The 23,877-nt window shown below is 53.5% G+C and carries 17 protein-coding genes; 13 read left to right on the forward strand and 4 right to left on the reverse strand.

What is annotated here, in order from left to right; all coding sequences use genetic code 11:
* Positions 1–4: 4 nt before the first annotated feature.
* The 7 genes from C5Y83_RS17180 to C5Y83_RS17210 all read left to right on the forward strand — a co-directional run bounded on the left by C5Y83_RS17180 (position 5) and on the right by C5Y83_RS17210 (position 8,141).
* Positions 5–1,264, forward strand: coding sequence for a hypothetical protein (locus C5Y83_RS17180; RefSeq protein WP_105330997.1), 1,260 nt, complete (start codon positions 5–7; stop codon positions 1,262–1,264).
* A gap of 168 nt (positions 1,265–1,432) precedes the next feature.
* Positions 1,433–3,169 (forward strand): signal peptidase I, encoded by a 1,737-nt coding sequence (gene lepB, locus C5Y83_RS17185; RefSeq protein ID WP_105330998.1) that lies wholly within the window; start codon positions 1,433–1,435, stop codon positions 3,167–3,169.
* A gap of 20 nt (positions 3,170–3,189) precedes the next feature.
* Complete coding sequence (gene lptB, locus C5Y83_RS17190; protein ID WP_105330999.1) at positions 3,190–3,960, forward strand: LPS export ABC transporter ATP-binding protein; 771 nt, start codon at positions 3,190–3,192, stop codon at positions 3,958–3,960.
* Positions 3,961–3,976: 16 nt separating this feature from the next.
* The gene (locus C5Y83_RS17195) at positions 3,977–4,999 is read left to right on the forward strand and encodes a class I SAM-dependent methyltransferase (protein WP_105331000.1); all 1,023 of its coding nucleotides are present in this window, start codon (positions 3,977–3,979) and stop codon (positions 4,997–4,999) included.
* Positions 5,000–5,256: 257 nt separating this feature from the next.
* Positions 5,257–5,697 (forward strand): BlaI/MecI/CopY family transcriptional regulator, encoded by a 441-nt coding sequence (locus C5Y83_RS17200; protein WP_233207264.1) that lies wholly within the window; start codon positions 5,257–5,259, stop codon positions 5,695–5,697.
* Complete coding sequence (locus C5Y83_RS17205) at positions 5,694–7,271, forward strand: M56 family metallopeptidase (protein ID WP_105331001.1); 1,578 nt, start codon at positions 5,694–5,696, stop codon at positions 7,269–7,271. Before C5Y83_RS17200 ends, C5Y83_RS17205 begins: the two co-directional genes overlap by 4 nt.
* Before the next feature lie 81 nt (positions 7,272–7,352).
* Positions 7,353–8,141 (forward strand): class I SAM-dependent methyltransferase, encoded by a 789-nt coding sequence (locus C5Y83_RS17210; RefSeq protein WP_105331002.1) that lies wholly within the window; start codon positions 7,353–7,355, stop codon positions 8,139–8,141.
* A gap of 8 nt (positions 8,142–8,149) precedes the next feature.
* Here C5Y83_RS17210 and C5Y83_RS17215 read toward each other — a convergent pair whose 3' ends face one another.
* A complete protein-coding gene (locus C5Y83_RS17215; RefSeq protein WP_105331003.1) occupies positions 8,150–10,000 on the reverse strand; it encodes a mechanosensitive ion channel family protein in 1,851 nt (616 codons plus the stop codon).
* Positions 10,001–10,493: 493 nt separating this feature from the next.
* On the reverse strand, positions 10,494–12,008 hold the full coding sequence (locus C5Y83_RS17220; RefSeq protein WP_105331004.1) for a diguanylate cyclase domain-containing protein: 1,515 nt from the start codon (positions 12,006–12,008) through the stop codon (positions 10,494–10,496).
* 367 nt (positions 12,009–12,375) lie between these two features.
* On the opposite strand from C5Y83_RS17220, the gene C5Y83_RS17225 reads away from it, so the two are divergent.
* The 3 genes from C5Y83_RS17225 (at position 12,376) to C5Y83_RS17235 (ending at position 14,617) form a co-directional block, all read left to right on the forward strand.
* Entirely contained in the window at positions 12,376–13,080 is a 705-nt protein-coding gene (locus C5Y83_RS17225; protein WP_105331005.1) for a response regulator transcription factor, read from the forward strand.
* A gap of 77 nt (positions 13,081–13,157) precedes the next feature.
* Entirely contained in the window at positions 13,158–14,348 is a 1,191-nt protein-coding gene (locus C5Y83_RS17230) for a M20/M25/M40 family metallo-hydrolase (protein WP_105331006.1), read from the forward strand.
* A complete protein-coding gene (locus C5Y83_RS17235; protein ID WP_105331007.1) occupies positions 14,345–14,617 on the forward strand; it encodes a bacterioferritin-associated ferredoxin in 273 nt (90 codons plus the stop codon). The genes C5Y83_RS17230 and C5Y83_RS17235 overlap by 4 nt, the downstream gene beginning before the upstream one ends.
* 26 nt (positions 14,618–14,643) lie before the next feature.
* Here the strand turns inward: C5Y83_RS17235 and C5Y83_RS17240 are convergent, their stop codons facing one another.
* Complete coding sequence (locus C5Y83_RS17240) at positions 14,644–15,003, reverse strand: STAS domain-containing protein (protein ID WP_105331008.1); 360 nt, start codon at positions 15,001–15,003, stop codon at positions 14,644–14,646.
* 378 nt (positions 15,004–15,381) lie between these two features.
* Between C5Y83_RS17240 and C5Y83_RS17245 the strand changes: the two genes are divergently transcribed.
* Positions 15,382–16,425 (forward strand): TIGR00730 family Rossman fold protein, encoded by a 1,044-nt coding sequence (locus C5Y83_RS17245; RefSeq protein WP_233207265.1) that lies wholly within the window; start codon positions 15,382–15,384, stop codon positions 16,423–16,425.
* 100 nt (positions 16,426–16,525) lie between these two features.
* Here C5Y83_RS17245 and C5Y83_RS17250 read toward each other — a convergent pair whose 3' ends face one another.
* Entirely contained in the window at positions 16,526–20,482 is a 3,957-nt protein-coding gene (locus tag C5Y83_RS17250) for a HEAT repeat domain-containing protein (RefSeq protein ID WP_105331010.1), read from the reverse strand.
* 395 nt (positions 20,483–20,877) lie between these two features.
* Here C5Y83_RS17250 and C5Y83_RS17255 point away from each other — a divergent pair, with 395 nt between their 5' ends.
* Complete coding sequence (locus C5Y83_RS17255; RefSeq protein ID WP_105331011.1) at positions 20,878–22,830, forward strand: ABC transporter substrate-binding protein; 1,953 nt, start codon at positions 20,878–20,880, stop codon at positions 22,828–22,830.
* Between the two features lie 58 nt (positions 22,831–22,888).
* The gene (locus C5Y83_RS17260; protein WP_105331012.1) at positions 22,889–23,875 is read left to right on the forward strand and encodes an ABC transporter permease; all 987 of its coding nucleotides are present in this window, start codon (positions 22,889–22,891) and stop codon (positions 23,873–23,875) included.
* The last annotated feature ends 2 nt before the right edge of the window (positions 23,876–23,877 follow it).

Genomic DNA, 23,877 nt, shown 5'->3' on the forward strand with positions numbered 1-23,877 from the left:
GCCGATGCGTCTCGTTCCTTTGCTTGTTCTCCTGATTTCGTTCGCAGGCGTGATTGGTTTCACTGCGGCCAACATCTCGCCTGATCCGATCTACCGGATTGCCAGTGGATCGATGGCACCTCATCTGCTTGGTCCGCATGCCGAATTCGTGTGTCCCAACTGCCAGTTGGAAACATCGATTGATGGGGCGATCGAGTTACCCCCTGAGGTAACGTGCCCCAATTGTGGACAGACAAGTTCCTTTGACCGTGCCGAGATCTACCCAGGACACGTCATTCAATGGGAACGTGTCTCGTTTGATCAGTTGCAACGGTTCGACCTGATCGTCCTGAAAGATCCAGCCCATCCCCAGCAGTTCGCGATCAAGCGAATTGCTTTCCTGCCAGAGGAACTACCTGAAATCGCGGACGGTGAGCTTTGCCAGAGCGGCATGCTGATTTGCAAGACACCGCGGCAGCGGGAAGCAACAAAGCTACTTGTCTACGATCAAACCCACCAACCATCCGACAACAACCGCTTCCTCACAGCACTTCCCAGTGGAAGTGGCTGGGACGTCCGCCCCGGCGTCATGGCGTTCGCTCCGTTACATGGCGATCATTCTGGGGAATCCGATTGGCTGGTTTACCATCATCAGCCCTGCCTCCCACCCCCTAGCCCGCAGCAACACGAGGGGCCTCCGAAAGACAGCTACGCCTACAATCACTCCGTTTCTCGCGAATTGTTTCCGGCAAACGACCTTTGGCTGGAGTGGACGTTCCGTCACTGGCAAGCGGACTCGCTCACCTTCAAGCTGAAGGGGAAGACGGCCGAAGCTAGCATTCGCATCGACCCACGAAAAAAAGTGGTGCACGCCCAATCAACTGTGGGTGAGATCGAACTACCTTTGGAGATTGATACACTCACCGGTGCAACCGTTCGAGCAGGGAAGTGCGACGGTCGCCTGTTTCTCGAGATTGAACAGGGCTACCACCACTGGACCTTTCCTTTAGTGGCGGCCGAGATTGACTTTGCGGCCCAACCACTGGCCGTCCTGGTTGAAGGAGGTCCGGCGGTCTTGAAGCAGGCGAAAGTCTACCGCGATATCGTCTGGCTTGGCGCTCATCGCCGAACCGATGCCTGGTCGTGGGAAAGAAAATTGGGGAAGCACGAGATCTTTGTGCTGGGAGACAACGTACCCATTTCGGAAGATTCACGCGGTGAACTAGGAGCGATCGATGTCCGTAAGTACTTGCAAGGACGTGTCTTGCGAGTGACAACGGATTGACGTTCGCCAATCCATCCAACTGGGCGACCAGCGCTGCGTCAGAATCGGCGATTCGCTATAGTAAAGTTTCTCCAATCCACAAACTTCGGGGATTTCGCGCCCCGAGCGACTCCTTTGCTTCCCGTTCGCCCCTTCGAGCTCGATCTGGGAAACAGGAATAAACAGATAATGGTCAAGAAGAAACGTAGTCCAGCAGCCGCCGATAAGTCAGGCAAGGGAAGCAAGGAAGCCGGCGATAACGATCACTTTGCCGTAACACGTGAGTTTGTCGAATCGCTCGTCGTGGCCGTGATTCTGGCACTCTTGTTTCGGGCGTTCGAAGCCGAAGCATTTGTGATTCCCACCGGTTCAATGGCTACCACTTTGCTTGGGCGCCACAAGGATGTCGTCGATCAGTACACCGGCTACGAATACACCGTGGGTGCCAGTGCTGAACTTGACCGTGACACGCAAATTCAAGAGCGCGACGTCATCCAAGCGGTCGATCCGTTGTATCACCGTTTGACGGATGTCAGCCAAGATACGTCCTACAGCGGCGACCGTATTTTGGTAAGTAAGTTTGCTTACGACTTCTCGGCGCCTGCTCGGTGGGACGTGATCGTCTTCAAGTTCCCCCTTGAGCCACAAACGAATTACATCAAACGATTGATTGGTCTCCCTGGCGAGAGTGTGCGCATCTTCCATGGCGACATCTACATTAAGAAGCCAGGCGAGAACGATTTTTCGATCGCTCGCAAACCTCCGGCCAAGCAGCTAACCCTCCAGCGTCTTGTTTACGACACGAACTACCCCTGTGATATTCTTGAGAAAGCAGGTTTTCCCGATCGGCTCGAAGCATTTCCTGCGAACACGCAAGGAAGTTGGACCAAGGAAGAAAACGGTTCGTTCGTCTGCAAACCCCAAGGGGAGACGTGGCTACGTTATCGCCATGTGCTGCCGGACAATGGAAAAAACATTGGTTACTGGGCGCTGGCCGAAAATAACCAGCCCATCGATACCAAGGTTGCCCGAGATAGATGCAGCCAGTTGATTACGGACTTCAGTTCGTACAACACCGGCACCGTCGTCGAGAGTTCCAACTACCAACATTCGTCCGGAATGCACTGGGTGGGCGATCTTTGCTTGGAATGCACCACGAAAGTCGAGTCCTCGTCGGGCGTGCTATCGCTTGATTTGGTCGAAGGAGGTGCCCACTTCCGCTGCGATATCGATGTCGCCACGGGGAAGGCGACCTTATCGTCAAGCGATGCCAGTATCAAGTTCGATCAAGAGGGCGTTATCGAAGCTGACACCGGCGTTAAAGGTGCCGGCACCTACGCATTCCGCTTTTCAAACGTCGACAACGAACTACGTTTATGGGTGAACGATCGTGTGGTCAATTTCGGTGCCCCGGTCACCTATTCGCCAACTCAAGATGTTGTTCCTAAATGGAGCGAAACTGATCCAGGCGATCTGCTACCAGCGGGGATTGGAACAAGCTCCGTAGAGATGACCGTCACTCGTGTTCGCATGTACCGCGATACGTACTACATCGCCTTCGGAACGCAATATACCGCTGGACGTCATTCCAACACGATCGTTGACTATGCCTCGGATTCTCATCCTGGTTTTAATTTTGCTCAAGAGAGTGACATTCGCGCGGTACTTACGGATCCGCAATCTTGGGCCACGACCAATGTATTCAAAGCGCGTCGCGAAGCGATCTTCGACCTGGAAGATCGGCAGTACTTCCCGTTGGGTGATAACAGCGCCGAAAGTTCCGATGCGCGGCTTTGGGACATTGGTCAACAATTTGTGCCGGAACATATGCTTATTGGCAAAGCCTTGTTCGTATATTGGCCCCACTCCAAGAACAAGCCGATCCCGTTTTTCCCCAACTTCAGCCGCATGAAGTTCATTCAGTAGCGGAAGGACTCGCACGATTCATGGACGAATCAACCATTCTCTCTGCCCAAAATCTCGTCAAGACTTACGGTCGCCGCCGTGTCGTCGATGGGGTTAGCTACGAAGTTAAACGCGGCGAAATTGTCGGCTTGCTCGGCTCGAACGGTGCCGGCAAAACGACCAGTTTCCGCATGACTTGCGGCATGGTCACGCCCAACGAAGGTCGCGTTCAACTGAACGGCAAAGACGTCACGTTGTGGCCGATGTTCAAGCGGTGTCGCGATGGCGGGATGGGCTACCTGGCCCAAGATAGTAGCGTATTCCAGAAGCTGACGGTTGAACAAAACCTGATGGGCGTGATGGAACTCTTGCGGATCGACGCCTATCATCGCAAACAGCGCTGCGAAGAACTACTTGAACGCTTTGATATCACCCACATTCGTAAATCGAAAGCCAAGAGCCTCTCTGGCGGTGAACGTCGCCGCTTGGAGATTGCTCGCTGCCTAGTTTCCGATCCCGAAATCATCATGCTCGACGAACCGTTCACTGGGATCGACCCGGTGACCGTCGATAGCATCCAGTTGGTGATTCGCGAACTGCGACAAAGCGGGATTTCGATCCTGATCACCGACCACCAGGCGGAGAAAACCTTGGAGATCGTCGATCGCTGCTACGTGGTGCATCGCGGCAATATCCTTTGCCATGGCACCCCGGACGAAGTGGTTCGACATCCTGAAGCCGTGAACTATTACTTCGGTAACCTGTCACGCAACAACTTCGGCGGACGAGAGAACGTCGACGCTGCGGCCTGATGTAAAGGATGATGAGATGGTGCATCGCGTATTCCATGCCTGGGATGGAACCGACGGAGTCGTTGGTTCCGAGATCACCGCATCGGCGTCTTGCCCCATCTCCGGCGACCGAGCCGCACTGGTCGTCAGCAATCGCGACCGCCGCGGCTTCCCGTTGCGCACGATCATCTCCATGGCCTCCGGGTTGGTATACGTCGATCCTCAGCCGCCTGCCGAAGCGATCGACAATTTCTATCGCTATTCCTATCGGTTGTCGTACAAATCTTCGGCCACTCCCAAGTGGAAGCACACAGCTCGCAACGCATTTATCGCCGGGCAGCGAGTCGAACGCCTAGAGCATTACGTCCCGAAAGGCGGAACGGTCCTTGATATCGGTACCGGCTCTGGCGAGCTCTTGTACGTTGGCAAGAAGCATGGCTTTGTCATGCAAGGGCTTGAAGTCGATCAGGCTTATTCCCAATTCGGCCGCAGTAATTACGGGGTGCAGATCTCGAACACTTCGCTGCAAGATGCCAAGTTGCCTGCGGAAAAGTACGATGCCGTTACGATCTTTCATGTATTGGAACATCTGGCCAACCCGCTAGGCGCGATGCAGAAGATGGCTCACACGCTCAAAATAGGTGGTCATCTGATTCTTGAGGTGCCGAACGTCGAATCGCGAGACGCCCGTTTCGCGCAAAAATGGCATCTCGGTCATCTTTATCATTTCAATTGCGCAACCATAACAGCCATGGCGAATCTGTGTGGGCTCGTCCCCACGGTCGTCGCGACATGCGCCGGAAAGAATCACACGGAAGCCGTTTTGACCAAGGTAATCAACCCACCTCCTGTCGATTGGCAGTCGATCGTTGCTGGGAATTTCGAGCAAACCTGGGGCACGCTTCAATTCCAAGCTCGCTGGGGCTGGCAACAAAACTGGTACGCTCGTTTCGACCGTACGCGGCACAAGCTGACTCGGAACGTCAAAGAATGGGTTTCGGCATTCTCCGAGCCGAATCGCAGACGCTTGGTGGACAAAGTCGTCAAGAAGCGAGCCTGATCGGATCGTGCGCAGACCAAACTTCACCCTGCCGCACAAAGGCCAGCTTCGGCGAACCGCAATTCTCTCGCTTGCTTTGTCAGATGAACGGCTATCGAACGAATTTCATTTCCAGCGAGAAAATCGAGATCGCTAGACCAGAATCAGGCAGTGCGGTACGATGTCTCCAGTTTATGATAGTAGTTTCGGGGGCGAAACCATCTTCATCATCAGAGCTGCATGCGCAGTGAGTTAGGACTTTGAATGAAGCGGTTTCGATGGACGATTCTTTTCTCTCCGATAGAGACGGCATCGAAAACAACATGGCAAGGCCAAAGCAGGATACTCCCACATCCGGAGAACTTGAAGTTCTCAAGGTTCTCTGGAAACGGGGACCAAGCACCGTTCGCGAGGTGCTAGAAGAACTCAATCAACAAGGACGTCGACGCGCCTATACCTCGGTGATGAGCTTGATGAATGTCATGGCCGACAAAGAGCTCTTAGACCGAGAACCACTGGGACGTGCTTTTCAGTACACGGCCCGCATGCCTCAAGAGTCGACGTTGGGTGGCATCGTCGGCGATATTCTGGGGCGTGTGTTTGAAGGGTCAGCTCACTCGATGGTAGCTCACTTGCTTGAAGAATCGAAACCCAGCGCAGTCGAACTGGAAGAGATTCGCAAGGCACTAGAACAATACGAAGAGGAGAACGGGCAGTGATCTGGAGCTTGCTGCAAAGCCCTGTCGCGATGAAGCTGACGTTTGTTTTGCTCCACTTCCTTTGGCAGGCGATTTTGCTCGTTTGTCTGTGGCGTGTTGCGGCGGCATTGCTTCCGCTACGTTCGGCGGAGGCACGTTACAACGGCGCTTTGGCAACGCTTTTATTGATGCTCGCGTGTCCCCTGGTGACGTTCATGCTGGTGGACGTTCACGACATTTCTTCCGCCACGGAACTTCCGTTGGCGGTTTCATCTTTGGCTGCCAATCCTGAGTTGAGCTTGAACTCTAACGCGATGCCGGATTTTGCGGCTGAACAAGCAATCTCGCCAGAAATCGCACAGGCGGCGGTAATCAACGATCAAGCCGCGCAGCTAACCCCGACCGCGATCTTACTTGCCAGCCAGCCCTACTTGATGCTCACTTGGCTGGTTGGTGTTCTATTACTGGGAACCAGGATTTGCGTTAGCTACCTGGGCACCGTCTGGCTTCGCAAAGCTGGCCTGACCTGCGTTGCCCCAACCGTTCTGGTTCGTTTCGCGGAAACTGCGCAGCGTTTGAATATCGTTCAATTACCGCCTATCGCGTATTCGAGCCGTATCACGCAAGCTATGACTGTTGGTCTGATGCGGCCGATGGTACTGCTGCCGATGGCCTGGGCCACAGAAATTAGCCCCGATGTTCTCGAAGCGGTCCTGGCACACGAACTGGCCCACGTCCGACGTAGCGATCTTTGGATTAACTTTCTACAGCGTGTGATGGAGACGATCTTTTTCTATCACCCGGCGGTCTGGATTTTGTCGGCGGAAGTTCGTCGCGAACGCGAATCGTGCTGTGACGAGTTGGCTATCCGAGCGACCGGTCAACGGCTGGATTATGCCAAGTCTCTGCATGAAGTTGCCTATCGTCAAATGGCCTCACAAGCGCCTTCGCTGGCGATTCCTTTCCTGGGACAACGGCCTGGCGAGTTGCTGGGTCGCGTACGTCGCATCTTGGGTATTACCACTCCACAAGCCGGAGAACGGTCGTGGCCAGCCGGCTTGATGCTGATGATTGTCCCTCTCTTCTTGTGGGCGATCTCGGCGATCTTCTTCCCAGAGATCAGTGCTAAAGCGGAAGCGGAAGAGGCCCCTAGCCAAGAAGTCACCGAAGTGGAAGAAGTGATCGAGGAAGACGAGATCTTCCTTCCGCCGCCCCATCACCGTCGCGGCAGGCCGCACCCACCACATGCGCCGATCCATCCACCGCATCCTCCAGGGGAACCAGGGAGACGCCCAGCCCGCGATCACCTTCCTCCGCCACGAGGCGCTGTCGTGGGCGAAGACCGCCCAGCCCCGCCCCTTAATCAAATCGACATGGACGAGTTAGCTCCTCACGACCAAGCGATGGTTCGCGTGCTGCGTTCCCTCCGACATGAAGTCCGTCAGCTTCGAGATCAGGTTCAAGAGCTCAAGGAAGAACAGGAACAAGAGACCGAATTGCAAGCCAACGCTCCGCGTCGTCGTAAGCGAGCACGTCGCGTGGAAGTGATGGAAACGACCGAGTCAGACATGACTGCCTTAGACGAAACCGATTAAGTTCGGCCATCTTCCGTGAGACGCATTCGCTAACCTCTTTCGCCAGTCTCCTTCACTGGCGTTCTTTCTCGATCGACAACTATGACCTCACGTTCTTCCAAACCAGCCTGGCAGCTCCCTCCAGGAGTCACCCGGGGCTCGCTCGATTACATCGAATCTCCTGCGATCGCCGACGGCTACGACGAAGACCTTGCGTTTGGCAGCGACTTTCAATTCGATGAAGAGACGATTGCCAACTTCGTTCCTTCGACCGGACTGGTCGCCGACCTAGGTTGTGGCACCGCCCGCGCCCTGATTCCATTAGTCCGTCGAGGAAATCGGGGCTTGGCCGTTGATCTCTCGTCCGAAATGCTCCGTATCGTCGCTGAGAAGGCCCGTGACGAGAAGTTGGATATCGAATGCATTCAGGCCAATCTGGTCGAACTAGACGCGATCCAAGACGCTTCAGTTGATCATGCTATCTGCATGTTCAGTACGCTCGGCATGATCAAGGGAGCAGAAAACCGTAAGAAGTTTCTGGATCATGTCCACCGCATGCTCAAGCCAGGAGGCAAGTTCGTGGTTCATGTCCACAACTTTTGGTTCAACTTCTTCGAACCAAGCGGGGCGTACTGGCTGGCCTCGCACATGATCAAAGCGAAGCTGACCAAAGGGATGGAGCGGGGCGACAAATATTATCGCTATCGTGGCATCCCCAACTTCTTCCTACACGTTTTTAGCCGCGGTGAATTCAAACGCGCATTAAAGCAGAGCGGTTTCCAGATCGAACGCTTGGTGCCACTTCGCATGGATCGCCAGGGAGAGCTTTCCAGCGCATGGATGCTAGGTGGTTGGCGCGCAAGCGGCTGGATCGCGTTGTGCGCGAAGTAACCATCGGGTTACTTCTTTCTTCGCCGTGTATCGATATCTTCGTACGGATGCGGCCCGGGGAAGTCGACCAAGCCTCGACGTTCGTTCGGCATGGGCAAAGGCCCCGCGATTTCCGCTGCCGCGCGACGTCCTGATTCCTCGGGAAGTTCTTCTGCACCGGGGAAGGGGGTCGCTTCTTCCTGGTAAAGATGAATCGTCTGGGTTGGAAACGCGAACTGAACTCCCAACCGTTTCGCCAAGCGAACAATATCGACAAACAATCGATGCCGCTCGCGTAACTCAACGCTCCAGTCGTTACAGTCCAGGTAAAGGTTGACTAGAATATCGAGCGAGCTGTTATTAAATTCATTGAGAAAGACCTGGTAATAGTCTTTCCGTGTATAGGGCTGGCGTCGAATCAGTTCGCGAATACCTTCACAGAACGCGTCAATCTGCTCAGGCGTCGTATCATACTGCACGCCTACGACGGTCTTCACGCGACGGAATTGACGGCGCCCCATATTGTCGACCTTCGCGGTGATCAACAAGCTGTTCGGAACGGTCATCAAGCTGTTATTAAACGTGCGAATCTTCGTGCTTCGCAGGCCCATCTTCTCGACGGTACCTTCGACACCTTCCGTCAATATCCAGTCGCCGATCTCGAAAGGACGATCGATCATTACCGTCAGAGAACCAAATATGTTGCTCAGCGTATCTTTGGCCGCCAAGGCGATCGCGATACCACCGATACCGAGCGAACCAAGCAAACCGACGATCGGCAAATCGAACGATTCGGCTAACACCAGTACGCCCACACACACGGCAAACGTCTTCAGTGATTTGCCCAACAGTGGCAATAAGAGATCGTCATACTTCTTGCCACGACGGGCCGCAGCGTTGATCAGGTGAATGATCAACAAGTCAATGATCCGGAAAAACGCCCAGATCGCTGTGACAATTCCAAAGAATTGAACCCCATAAAATAGAATCGCACGGAACAAGTCCGGTAAACGAAAGAGGTACAATCCCCAGTACCAAACAACGGCCATCGCCGTCAGTCCAATCGGCTGCCACGCTTTCTTGAACGCTTCGCTCAGTTCCTCATCCGAGGCCGTACGCGAAAAGCGAAATAGATAAATCAAATGCAGAAGCCACTTGGTCATCACGTCGACGGCATAGCCAGTGACGATCAGCAGCAGCAAACAAATCCATTGATACGTCGGAATCAGAAAATGATCCTGACGATAAAACGGCGGAACTTGTGATTCAAGCCACAATGCAAATGTTGGACGTGGCTTGGGTGTGGCATCGCCTGATTGTTTTTCTTCCTGTTCGCGACTTGTAATCTCCGAGGCATACTTCGTGACCAGCTTGTTGATCGCGTCGACGGTCTTCGTGCTGAAACGCCATAGGCCGTCACTTCCTTTAGTCAGTGTGATTTGCTTAGCATCGTCTCGTTCATCTTCGCGAACATATCGCCCTGTCGTGCCATCCCCAAAAACAGGAACTTCTATTTCTTCGGTCTTCTCAGGGACATCTTCCGGTTTGATACTCCATAGCGTTGATAGCAGCTGAAACAACTGGTAGGCCAGGTCGCGCTGCGATAGCTTCTGAGACTCAGGCCGTTCGCTGAAGTCCATGCACTGGATCGCCGTGTCGAAGTCATTCTCCTGACACGCTTCCAGAAACGTCTTTACCGTCGCTCGAGGCGTTCCCTGACGCAACAGCAGCTTGGGATCGATCGGTGGGGGCTCAGCTGGTTTCTCAGCCGCGGCCCCACCAGTTACTTCAGGGATCGGAACCGTCTGAGCCGATGCTACCAATGCCAGCTGACCCATGAGCCAACAGCCGAGCAAGATCCGAAGAATTTTTCTGGCCATGATGGGGGAGAAAACCAATTCAGGACGTTGATGGAAGAAAGCCGTCCAGTGCTATCCAAATTTCACCGCAAAACCGTGCGGGAAGTTATCCAGAGACCTTCGATGCTATTCGTTTGCTTCGAAATAAAAAAGGCCCCCGGAAAGTTCGGATCCCAGGGGGGCAAAGGATTCCGTTCTTCTCCGGGAGCGATTGGTCGGTTCTGCGATCGACATCCTGTCGAAAATGAGCCGAGTCTTTCGGTTGCCGAAATGCGAGTTATCAAGCCAGCCAGTCGAACTTCCGTGCCCAACCGCCAGCTAACGATCCGCGGAAAACCATCGTCACGGTTTTCCCTATGCAGGAAACATCTCATCACTAAGGCAAGTCCGAACGACCGTCAATTTGCTTTCGCAGGGGAAGACGTGTCGTTCGTGTGTGGCGGCAAATTATTTGTTTTCGGAAAACGGGTCAACCCCGTTTCTTGGAAAGATTTCCCCTGCGATTACCGACAGACTACTTTGCTATCACCGGTGAAGCTGTCTCTTGTTCCGCTTCCGACATGGCGCCATCTTTGTCAGATCGGATGACGACATTTCCTCCAATCTCACCACCAAGCCGCACACAAGCCTCGGCACGAGAAACAAGCTTCTTGCCACTATCGCCATCCATCGCTTCTGCGACGCCGCAAGTGACCGTGATTCGAACCACACCTTCTGGGGTTTCGAACTGCAACTGACTAATTGAATTGCGTGCTCGTTCGGCCACAGCGGCCGTTTCCACTTCACCAGCCGTTGGCAATAAAGCGCCGTACTGCATCTTCGACAGTTTGCAAACGTGATCCATCTCGCGAAGTACTATTTTGAGTTCTTCATGAACACCTTCCTCGATGGCTTTGAAATCATTGGGGCCAACCATCACGTTTTCGTCGAGTGGATCGATGTTGACGATAAAGATTCCTAGCGGATTTTGTTTTCGATGGAACATTGCTAAGCGACGATCAACATCTCGCAGGAATTCTTCACGACCGGACATCGCGACCGGAACGTCGTGCTCTTCCGATGTCACCGAAGATTCGTCGTTTCCTTTGGGGATCTCATGACATCCATGCGAGTCATGCCAGCATGCACGATTGCGACCACGGCGTTTGGCGTCGTATAGTGCGCGATCAGCTCGGCTAAGCCAGTCTTCGGGAGTGGCATCGTGAAAGAGTTCCGCCACACCCAAGCTCACCGTTACCTCCAGAGTTGTCTCCTCGTACGGTACGGCCAGCTTTTCGATCTTATGGTTGATTCGCTGTGCGGCAATCTTCGCGTCAAAGATTTCAGTCTTCGGAAAGAGGACCGCGAATTCCTCGCCGCCGTAGCGTACGACAATACCACCAAGCGGCTGAACAGTTTGCCAGATCACTTCGCCGACTGATCTTAAGCATGCATCACCTGCTTGATGTCCGCGACGATCATTGAACTCTTTGAAATGGTCGATATCGATCATGATCAAGCATGCTGGATCCTTCAGCCGTCGTCGGTGATCAAATAGTCTTTTCAGTTCTTCGTCGAAGACGCGACGGTTTGGCAATCCGGTCAATGCATCGGTGCGTGCTTCGACGCGGTGCGATCGTAGCTGTTGCGATTGTTCGAGGAGCCTTGCTTCGGCCACACTCAATCGCGTATCAAGATGGCGATTGGCTTCAATCAAGTGAGCAATCACGCGGGCAACGCCTTCGACGTCGGCCACGCCAGAGATAGTGGTCAAATCGTTGTTAATTCGTTCGACCGATTGCGAATGCTCCTGGACATCGGTTCGCATGCCGTCGGCAAGCGTCTGCACGCTTTCGACGACACATTGAACCATGTCTTCCAGCTCAGAGGACGCGCAGCTATCTGGCGCCGGCTCGTCGACAGCATGTTGGTCTGATTCCACGACCGATTTCTTTCGGCCGATGGGAAGGTTGAGCCACGCGGATGCAAGGAAGCCAATTCCAAAGAACAGGCCACATTGAATCGCATGAAACAGCGTGAATTCAGGCATCTCTAAATTCGCGATCACTGGGGGCAGTGGTAGCGATCGTACCGGTTAGATCATCTGTGACCGGCCGTTACCGCTGAGGTTGTTAGTGCGCAACCGCACTATGGGCAGCAACCTCTACTTGTTACTTAAGTCACAATACCCCCCGGTCAAACGAAAACGGCAAGATAGTCCACAAATACCAGGGTCACGAAAATCCTGCGTATATCCGCACTCGTCGGCAATTAACTCCCTATCTTGAAAAGCGGAACTATACTTGACCCAGAGGATGCGCCAGTTGTGTGACGTTGCGCATTCAACGACATGCTACGCGTTCATTTTTTTGGCGCCAGCTCATAGGAACCCTGCTAGTTGAATCAGGGGCAGACTGATGATGCTTGCAAAGAGCAATTCCGAACAACGCTACCCACGCGTTTTGGTCGTCGACGATGACGATGCCATTATGCGTGCAGTGTCGCGTGTGCTCGACTCCGACGAATCAATTCAGATCGTTGGTCAAACCACTCACGCACAAGCGGCCTTGGCGATGGCCGAAGCATTGAAGCCCGAAGTCGTGCTGATGGACATCCACATGCACGGGCTCGATCCATTCCTGGCATGCACGGAAATCTCGCGAGCAACCAACGGTCATTCTAAGGTGTTGTTTTACACTGGGTTTCCTAAGGACAATTATCTCGATCGCTGCTTGGCGGTCGGAGCCGCCGGTATTGTCTCCAAGCATTCCGAATCGCTCCGCAATCTGGCGTTTGCTATTCGTCATGTGGCGGCTGGTAACACTTACTTTTCGCCAGAGCTCGATAAGCGATTGACCGAGCGAGAAGACGGCCTGCCTGCCTCGCGATTGGCCACTCTCACCGAGCGTGAAGTGGGGGTACTACGTGAACTGGCCCTGGGCCGTACCCAATCCGAAATCGCCGAAGCGTTGGATATCAGCGAACGAACCGTGAACAAGACGGTTGGTGACCTGAAAACGAAGATCGATGTCCAAACGATCAACGAGATGCTCATCTTCGCCGTAAATGAAGGCCTGGTTCATCCCGAACTGCTATTCGTCGAACGTCCTGAAAAAGCGTAGGCTGCTTTTTCCGCAGACGATTGTGGTACGATAATTCCCAGGGAACCCCTGGAATCTATCACCACGGAAGATCGTTCATGCTTACCAAGACGCAACAAGATCGCGCGTTCGCCCTCGTACAATCCCTCATGGCCATCTCGGGCAAGAGTGGCGACGAGGCAGAAGTCGCGACCTTCGTCCGCAATCAACTTCTGGAAGCTGGCGTTGCGGAAGAGGCAATGCAGCACGATACGGCGCATTCACGCTGCCCTATTCCCAGTAGCACCACCGGCAACCTAATCGTCCACTTGCCCGGCGAACTCGATATTCCTCGCCGTCTATTGATGGCACATATGGATACCGTTCCGATTTGTGTCGGATCGCGTCCAGTCCGAGATGGTGATTTCCTGATACCGCAGGACCCGCATACAGGTCTCGGCGCGGACGATCGGGCGGGTGTTGCCACCATGCTTTTTGCCGCAACCGAGCTCTTACAGCAAGGGCTGCCGCACGGACCACTGACTCTGTTGTTCTGTGTGCAGGAGGAAATAGGTTTGCAAGGAGCACGATACCTAGAAACCGACAAGTTGGGGGAACCAGCCTTAGCGTTTAACTGGGATGGGAGTGATCCGGCAAAGCTGACCGTGGGAGCAATCGGCGGGTATCGCATGACGATCGAAATTCGAGGCAAAGCCAGCCACGCTGGCGTCGCCCCGCAAAAAGGTGTTAGTGCCGTGACAGTCGCTGGCATCGCGATCGCCAAACTACATCACGCCGGCCTCCTCGGTAAGATTGACCAAGGAGACCTTCAAGGTACAAGCAACATCGGCGTGATCCAGGGTGGCAACGCGACGAATGTGGTCGCCGATCATGTCCACCTACATGCCGAAGTCCGCAGTCATCAGAAGGAATCGATCGAAATCCTGGTCGAACGGTTCGAGATGGCCTTCCAGGAGGCCGCCAAGGAAGTGGTGAACGATCAGAACGAATCCGCGAGCGTCACCTTCGATGGCGATCTCAACTACGAGCCGTTCGTCATGCCAACTGACTCCCCCAGCGTGCAAACGGCCGAACGGGTCTTGAAGTCCCTTGGCATCGAACCGATTCATGCGATCGCCAACGGGGGCCTCGACGCCAATTGGATGTTTCGACACGGAATCCCCACGGTTTCGATGGGCTGTGGCCAGCAGAACCCACACATGACAAGCGAACGAATGAGTATCCCCCAATTTCACACCGCCTGCGAAGTCGCATTGCGTATCGCCAGCGGAGAAGATGGTGCGTCATGAAGCCAGACGATGAACTGTGCTTATGCTTCCATGTGACGATGCGAAAGGTGCAGAACTTTTGCCGGATTGAAAAGCCACGGCGTGCTTCTCAGCTCTCGGAGTGTGGGGGGGCAGGAACAGGCTGTGGTTGGTGCCGCCCATTTCTGCAGCGGATCTTCGAGAACCAACAGCAAACTGGTGAATCCGAGATACCCGATTCTGAGGCCTATCACCGTGATCGAGCCGCCTACTTAGAGGAACGTAAGAAACGCGGCGACAAAACGGACTAATGGAACGCAAGCCGACGAAGTGTCTGCTACGATTGCCACAGTTCTTTGAGGGCAACCATGGCAGCTTCGCGATCGGGATATCGCTGCCAAAGAGAGTCGATCTTCGATCGCTTCAGAACGTTTAAACAATCCTCGTTCAAACCGGCAAGTACGAGGTGGCCACCCCGCTTCTTAATCAACTTCCAGATCCGAATCAGGAACTGAATAAAGAACGCACCGATCGACTTCGTATGCGAGAGATCGATCACGACCAGGGGAGGCGAGGCATGTTTCGCAACTTCAACGATTTGCTGAACCACGTTGCCGAGGTTTGACTCTTCTAGGTTCTCGTATTCTGGCCCGAATTCGAGAACCGTGATATCGCTCTGGCGCAGAATATTGACCATTTGGCTGACATTCGCCGGTATACGTGGGAACTAGATCACGTGGCAAGGATTTCCTCTTGGGTGAGCGGGGTTTTCACCTAAGGGAAAAAGGGAGTCGACTGTATGTCAAACAGAAAACCGGCAAATCGAGCAAATCCATGCTTTCGCGTAGTCTATCTGTCTATGTCCGTAATAACAACCCCTTAACTTCTTAAATATTTCCGTAGTGATTTCACAACAATTGTATACTTGAGGAATGCCTCCGAACAATTTTATCCCTAGAGGGATATGCTATTATTCGCATGGGTGCCCTACCTTAAGAGGGGCCACCTTCGTGGTTACCCCTGTGCGAACAAAACCTCATCAAACATCTTCTGTTCAGACAAGGAGTCAGGAACCGTGAATCGATTCGAAGACACGGATGACGACGACCTCTTACCCGAGAGCGACGATCGTCGCACGAAAGAGATTAATCGCTTACTCGATCAAATCCATGAGACTGCGGACAAACTGCAACGCGATGCCGCAACGCGTGGCGACCTCAAACTCCTTTCACGCTCTCTTAAAGAGTTACGTTACGCGTTCAAGGTGTTCACGCCGTATCGCGACATGCGAAAGCTAACCATCTTCGGTTCAGCCCGCACACTGCCAGATCATCCGACTTACATCGCCGCCGCCAAGTTTGCCGAGACCATGGCCGAGGACGGTTGGTTGGTGATTACGGGAGCCGGCAGCGGCATCATGGAAGCGGGTCATCGCGGGGCAGGGCGAAAGAACGCGATGGGGCTCAACATTGTGCTTCCGTTCGAACAACAGGCCAATCCCATCATCCATGGGGATGATAAACTCGTAAACATGAAGTACTTCTTCACGCGAAAACTAATGTTCGTGAAGGAATGCGATGCAGTCGTTTGTTTACCTGGTGGATTCGGTACTTTGGACGAGGCGTTCGAAGTACTCACCTTAGTTCAAACTGGCAAGCGTGATCTGTTCCCGATTGTGCTTTTAGATGCCCCAGGAGGAACCTATTGGAAGAAGCTTGATGACTTTATCCGTGCCTCACTTTTCGAGGACGGAATGATCTCGCCAGAAGACTTTGCACTGTACCGCGTCACCGATCGTGTGGAAGAAGCAGTCGAAGAGATCGAGCAGTTTTACAAGGTCTATCACAGTATGCGGTACGTCCGCAACCGTTTGGTTATCCGTCTACAAACAACGATTAGCGACAAGCTATTCAATGCCATTCGGTCGGAGTTTCAAGACATACTGAGCGAGGGGGATTTTGAAATCCGTTCGGCGTTGCCGGAAGAAGACGAACCCGACTTGGAAGCATTACCTCGTTTGGTGTTCACCTTCAATCGGCGCAATCTGGGAAGACTCCGACTGATGATCGATTGTCTCAATGCGGACAGTTTGGAACCTGCTTCGCGTGAACCAATCTGACGGTTTCCGGCCGCGAGACAAGATTTTTTTGTTCCACTAGCGCAAAAAAATCGTCCGCAAAATTTTGTTCGCGGACGATTACTAGGGCGTTAATTATTCGCTATCGAATCGTTGATCCTGCCGGCCGTTCGGCAATGCGATCTTCCTGACTTTGCTTGTTCGCTTTCAAGTAAGTCATCAAGTCGCCGATTTCCTCGGCCGTCAGTTGATCTAACAACCCCGACGGCATCACGCTGATCTTCGATGGCTGAATCTCGTCGACATCCGCCTTAGCAACCGGTGTCTTATTGCCTTGGCTATCGATGACCACGTAGTCGCCAGTAGGGCTGGTCGAAACCAAGCCAGAGAGCACCTTGCCATCCAATGTCAGAATCTGCTTGGTCGCGTATTGATCTGAGATCACATGCGATGGGAATAATACCGATTCCAAGATCTGCTTCTTCTGGAACCGATGCGAGATGTCGGTCAGGTCAGGACCAATTGCTTCGCCGACGCTTCCCATCCGGTGACACGCCGCACACTGGGCCTTTTTGAAGATCACCGCCCCAGAGGATACGTCACCCCCGTGGTAGTCTTCCGCAGTCAGGAAGTCGAGAAGTTCGTCCAAGTTCCAGTTGCTTGACTTGGTATCCACCAATTTCGCTTCCGGCAAATCAGGATGCGTTTCAGTGAACCACTCTTGCCAGGCAGCCATCTTTTTCTCAGGCGAATCGGATGGCCGTGCAGCGAGTTCTCCCGTCCAGTTCCCCAGCAATTGGCTAACCGCTTGTTTTCCGGTGTCATCCAAACGTAGCCCAAGTAAAATCAGCTGACGAATTGCCTGCGGATCGTTCTCGGTCTGCGAAACCTGGCTCATCTTCTGCACGATATTCGTAGCGAAGTCCCCTTCAATAACCGGAATGGCTTTAACCAGGTAAGGGAAGTTCTTCCCCTCGGCTTGTTGAGCTAAACCAAACGCGATCGATGCGCGACGTTCAGGTTCTCGGTCGAATGCCTCACGGAGATAGGCCATGTTCTCGGGCGTTCCGTTACCCGCCAAAATGGCCACGATTCCTTTCCGCATCCGGGTCGCTACGGTTGTTTCGTCGCCAACCAATTCCTTGTCGATCATCCGCAAGGTGGCGAGCACCTGCTCGCTTGGATGCTCCGGCAATTCAAACAGCACCGCCAACGCCGCATTGGGCCACATATGTCCCATCGAGAGAGCAACGTACTGCTCTTGGGGTGTTAGACATTTAACAAATTGCTTAGTACTGGTTTCGATGTAGCCTCGCAGGCCTTCACCGCCGTCGATATCTAATCCGTTCTCCAGATGGCCCAGCAGTTTCAACTTTTGCTCGCTGGTCCAACCTTCGCTGATGAACGACATGTGCATTGCCAGGTTCAGCCGTTCGGCTGCTGGGATATCGCTATCCAGGTGAGCGATGTACCGGTCGGTAATGTTGGAAACGTGGAAGTGAGCGAGGGTACGAATCAATTCGCGATTCATCCGATCGTCACCCGCCGGGAATTCGTTCGCAATACGATCCGCCAAGCCTGGGACGTCGGCGTCTTGCAAGTCACCACGATGCACAGCCAATTGAATAACTCGCAACATCGCTAAGAATTCCGTATCACTTAGGTAATCGTCCAATCGTTTCTGAGCACGCTGAGCGATTTGGAGTGCTACGTCTCGTGATGGCTGAGCAATCAAAGCTGCCACACAACCCGCGTTGAACAGCTTGGACGAATCTGCATTCAACGCCGAATCAATCCACTCGTTCACTGGTTGCATTTCCAACAGACGTCGAGCCGCGTACGCTTCGCGCCGATCGGTGGCGGACAACAGCGGACTAAGTTGCTCGAAAGTCACCTTGCCGTTGATTTCAGCGAACGAGTTACAGACTTCACGTCGTACGGCAGCACTTTCGTGGCCGAGCAACTTTTGTAGTCGTTCGGTCGTCTCGTCGCCGGGGTAGTTGATCAGCAGCGAAACCGCTTTCTGACAGACGTCGTAATTGTCGTCCTTGGTCAGATCTAACAACATATCAAGCGATGGAGTCGGTCCGTAGAGTTGCATCAAGTCCAGTGCACGCGTCCGGTAATTCGAGGGGTTCTCTTTGGCGATCGCCACCCCTTGGATCTGAGCATTCCAGGAATCCCCCAGCTCGGCTTGGATCTCGGCGATCTTCTGGCGTCCCCAGGCACTTTGCGGTTGTGGATAACGAATCGCTTTGGCGATCCCCTCACCGAGGTTTTGGGCACCTTCGGAGATCTCACCCTTGTAGACAATTCGGTAAAGGCCACCTTCCGTACCGCGGCCACCAGTGGTGAAGTAAACCCATCCATCTGGTCCAACTTCCAGATCGGTCACGTTCATCGGCTTGCCTTCCAGTAGCGGTTCGCTCTTGGCGGTGTAACCAGCACCCACTTTATCGAGTTCTACCGTACTGATTCGACCGTTCGCCCAGTCTGTCACGAACAAGCGATTCTGGTACTTCGTGGGGAATTTGAAGTGATCGTAAACCACGACACCCGTCGGCGAGCCTGCTCCCGTTTCCAGAATCGGCGGAACACAATCGGGATAATAGTTTGGCCACTTCGCCCAACCGCTACGCCAGCCGAAATCGGAACCAGGCGAAACCTGGTAGATGCGGGTCGGACGATGCCAGACGAGACCTTCGTCCCATTCCATGTCGCTATCGTGGATGAATAGATCACCGTTGCGATTAAATGCCAGATCGTACGCGTTGCGAATACCGCCTGCGACGACTTCGACGTTCTGTCCTTCGATATCGGTTCGCAGCACCATCCCGCCTGGGGCTTTCACACCGACGGCGTGCCCACCTGGATCTTCGAAACGAGGCACTAAGTCCCCTTCGTAGAAATGACGATGCGGGCTTGTTTCCGAAATCTCGAAGTCGAGCTTCGTGTCGTTACCAGCAACCATGTAGATCAAGCCGTCTGGTCCCAAAGCCAGGGCATGAGGACCATGCTCGCCGATTGCTCCGTTGAACTTAGCCAGCGTTGCGACTTCTTCCACCTTGCCGTCCTGATCGGTATCGCTCAGGCGATAAAGGCCGGTTCCTTCCGAACCTTCACCGACAACAAACACGTCGCCGTTGAGTGGCAAGATCCCTTGAATGTTCTTGACGGTATCATTGTAGGTACGCATCGAATCGACGATGCCGTCGTCATTGGTATCGTAGAGCAGCATCAAATCGCCACCTTCTTTCGAGGCGATGATGTTGCCGAACTCGTTGAACGTCATCGAGATCAGCGCACCGGTCTTCTCCGACGATAAAACCTCTTGAATGGCGAAGCCAGGCAAAATGCGGAAGCGTGATTCTTCCGGGGCTGGTTTATCATCCGGAGCAACTTCCGGTGTCGTGTTGGTGACGACTTCAGGCTGTTTCTTCGCCGAGATCGGCTTGGCTTCGATTGGGCGCTGCGAAGGCTTATTGTTCACTTCCGCAAAGGTTGGCTCCGGCGGGACAGGCGGCCCGGAGTTGGTTCGTGGTTTCTCAGCGGTTTGTGAAGAGGTCGACGTCGAGCTATCGGGTCCGAACTCTTGCGCGCCACCCCAGCGTGAATCGCTGTAGAAGGTCGATTGCCACAGCGGGAAGGGGCGCAGATCGGTCTTCCATCCGGAGTTCGACGGGAAGCTGACCTTCTGGTTGTTGGAACCGAAGATCGTGATTTCCGCCAGCAGCCCCGCCGTGTTCCCACTGGTGTTTTGAACCTGAATTGCGAAAACGTTATCGCCAATCTTCAGATACTGCGAAACGTCGAATCGCTTCTTGCTGCGGGAGTTATTATCTTCCGCGATTTTTTTTCCGTTTATCCACAGCTGGTATTCGTCGTCCGCGGCGATCATTATTTGACCACCTGTCATCTGCTTGATGTTGATGCTCTTGCGGAAATAGCACGAAGCTGCCGGGACTTGGTTCATTTGGTGCTGCGGCGCCCAAATCCACTGCGGCTGGTTGGACTGAGCCAGGGCCAACCCAGGACGTCCTACGACCGCAGAAACGGCGACGAGCAGCAATAAGCAAAGTGATTTGGGGGAAGTCGACATCGTACCACTCTTACCAGCTACGTATTCTTTCCTCGTTGCGGGAAGCCGAGACCGGCGACAACGAGGCGCAATCAAGCCTGATCCTTCATTCGAAAGATCGGGAAGAGCGGCCAGCAAAATCAGCAAAACCGGACTAACTGGCAAAATTTACCGCATCGACAGACACTATCATTGCATTCCCCCCAGAATGTGAGACCACCGAACAGAGTGATAGCACGTGATCGCATCGAAGCCATCGCGCGGATGTTATTGACCCTCTTTTTTGATCCGTTTACGATTCGGATGGGACTATTTAGGAAATCTGCATCGAATGGGACACACTCCATCATCGCTAGCGGTGACTGGATAACTTTTTCCCTACCTATTGGTGCGTTCTCACTACTAAAGGTTGCGTAATGGCAGACACCCGCGGCGCGCATGGACTTTGTCTTGTTCTAGCCCTCACCTTGCTGGCATCACTTGCTGGTTGCAAGGTCGGATCTTCCGAATTGACCGAGGAGGAGAAGCAACAAGCGATCGCGGACTTCGACTTTGATGCCGGTCTACCTGATCCCGACTTCAAGCCTCCCACACTGGAGGAACTCGACGCTAACTACGGTTGGACCGATAAGAAGGTCATCGATCCGATGCCTGCCCTCCAGAAGGAGATGGCTGACTACATTCCGCCGATTACTCCCCAAGAGGCGATGAAGATTCGTCCCAAGGATGAGAAGGATTACGAAGAAATCCTCGGCGCCATGAAGATCCAACCCAAGAACGATGATGAAGTCGCTTGGGATTCGACTTGGGTCCACCACGAAGCAGGCGACGTCAACAGTTTGAACCCGCTTCGAATGAGCTCGGTGGGCGACTTCTTCTATGTGTACCTCACCGGCGTCAGCGCGGTCAGCTCGTCCATCGATTTGGAACCTTTCGGCGACGGACGGTATATCAAGTCGTGGCAAGCTAACGACGACAATACCATTCAGAAAGTCGTTCTTCGAGACGATATCACTTGGTCCGACGGAACCCCCATCACAGCCGAAGACTGGGAATTTACTTTCAAGGTAATCCTTCATCCAGACCTGATTTCGATGTTCCCCGCGATTCCCAGCAGCCTGGAAGACGTGAAGATGATCAAGGCGTACGGTAAGGACACCTTCGTCATTTTCCACGACAATTCGAGCGCGGTGAACGACATGAAGCTCGATTTTCCGATCATCCCCAAACATATCTACCAACCGGCTATCGCGGTCGATCCCACGCTGACCGATAGCCTGACCTTCGAAGAGCAAGAGAACCAACCGGTGGTTGGGGGGCCTTACGAAGTGGTCAGTCGCGAACGGAAGCAGCGTATTCTGCTGAAGCGACGCGAGAGCTATTACATGCACGAGGGCAAGCAAGTGCGTGAGAAGCCGTTCTTTAAAGAGATCCGTATGGAGATCATTGAGAACCCGACCCAAGCGTTGATCGCGATGACCGATGGTCGCATTGATGACATGGAAGTGCCCGCCTCGAAGTGGAACACTGATGCCAACAAGGAAGACTTCTTCAAGAACAACGTGAAGGTTAAGCACACGGCCTGGTCCGAAGGGCACATCGTGTGGAACACCGGCTCGCCATTCTTTGAAGATGCTCGTGTGCGTCGCGCGATGAGCTATGCGATTGACTACGACGCCCTGATCAACGGCATCATGAATGGAATCCACGAACAATCGAGTGGACCGTTCCATCCTTCGGCTTGGTTCGCTCCGCAGCCCTCCCTGCCGAAGTTCACCCTCGACCTCGACAAAGCTCGACAATTACTCGACGAAGCAGGTTGGAAAGACACCGATGCCGATGGTATCCGTGACAAGGAAATCAACGGCAAGAAAGTGCCGTTCTCGTTCAAGATCATGTTGTCCTCCGGAAACCCGGTTGGCGAACTGATGGCCCGTCAACTGGCCAGCGACTTTGGCAAGATCGGGGTCAAAGCAGAACCACGTCAATACGAATGGACCGTGGTCCAGCAAAAGACTCGCGAGCATAGCTTCGATGCTTCGTTGGGCGGCTGGGGATCTGGCGGCGATCCATTCTCGACAGAAAACATCTTTGGAACCGAGGCTCCTCGTAACTTCGGCCAATACTCGAACAAGAAAGTAGACGAGTTATATAAACAAGGTCTGCTTGAACTCGACCGCGAAAAGCGCGCCAAGTACTATCAAGAGATCGCTAAGATTCTGTACGAGGAGCAGCCTTATACCTGGCTTTACTACCGCGCCGACCTATTCGCGTTCAACAAGCAAATGCGGGGCTACCAATTCAGTCCCACCGGACCTTGGTACTATGCTCCAGGGATGCATTCGGTGTGGAAGGCGAAATCCGAGTAAGTCGAATCATGCCGCTCGAACAATCGTGCATTGCTGAACAACCAAGAGGCCTGGCTGCATGCTGACCTACATTGCGCGCCGCGTATTTATCGGAGTCTTCACGATCCTGGCAGTAACCTGCTTGGTTTATGGATTGATCCGAAATATGCCGGGCACTCCCTTGACCGTGATGCAAGAGAATCCGAGCATGGACCGGGGAATGTCAGAGAAGCAGATGAAAGAGCTCGAGAAGCTCTATCATTTGGATAAGCACTGGATTGTCGGCTATGGCTATTGGCTGGCGGATGTCGTTCAAGGAGACTTGGGCCGCGGAATCAGCTTTACCGACCGTCGCCAGGTTTCAACGATCATCCTTTCTCGCTTGCCCAATACGTTGATGCTGACGATCACTTCGTTGTTGCTAACGTATCTGCTTTGTATTCCGATGGGTTTGTTCTCAACCGCGAAGAACGCGACGGCGAGCGAGCGTGCCTTGAGCGTCACTCTTTATGTGCTTTATGCACTGCCAACCTTTGTCGCAGCGATCTACTTGAATCTGCTCTTCGCGGTAAAGCTCGATTGGCTTCCCCTGGGCGGCATGACCAGTCCTAACTACAGCGAACTGACTAGCTTTGGTAAAGCCTGGGACCTCCTCAAACACACGATCCTACCGATCACTTGTTTGACCTATGGGTCGTTGGCCTATTACACCCGCTTTGTCAAAGCCAACATGATGGAAACGATTCAGCAAGACTACATCCGCACGGCTCAAGCCAAAGGGGTAGGGCCCCTCAAGGTTCTCTTGGTTCATGCGTTTCGCAATTCGCTGATTCCCCTTTTGACCCTGATCGGACTAACGCTACCAACCCTGCTCGCCGGTAGTGTGATCTTGGAACATATCTATCAATGGGATGGAATTGGACAGCTTTTCATCTCGAAAATCGGACAGCGCGACTACCCTGTAATTATGGGGCTGGTTCTCATGTTTTCCGTGATGACGTTGATTGGCCAACTGTTGGCTGACATCCTGTATGCCGTCGTTGACCCTCGGATTACCTATTCCTAAAC

The organism is Blastopirellula marina (assembly GCF_002967765.1).
GTDB classification, from domain to species: Bacteria; Planctomycetota; Planctomycetia; order Pirellulales; family Pirellulaceae; genus Bremerella; species Bremerella marina_A.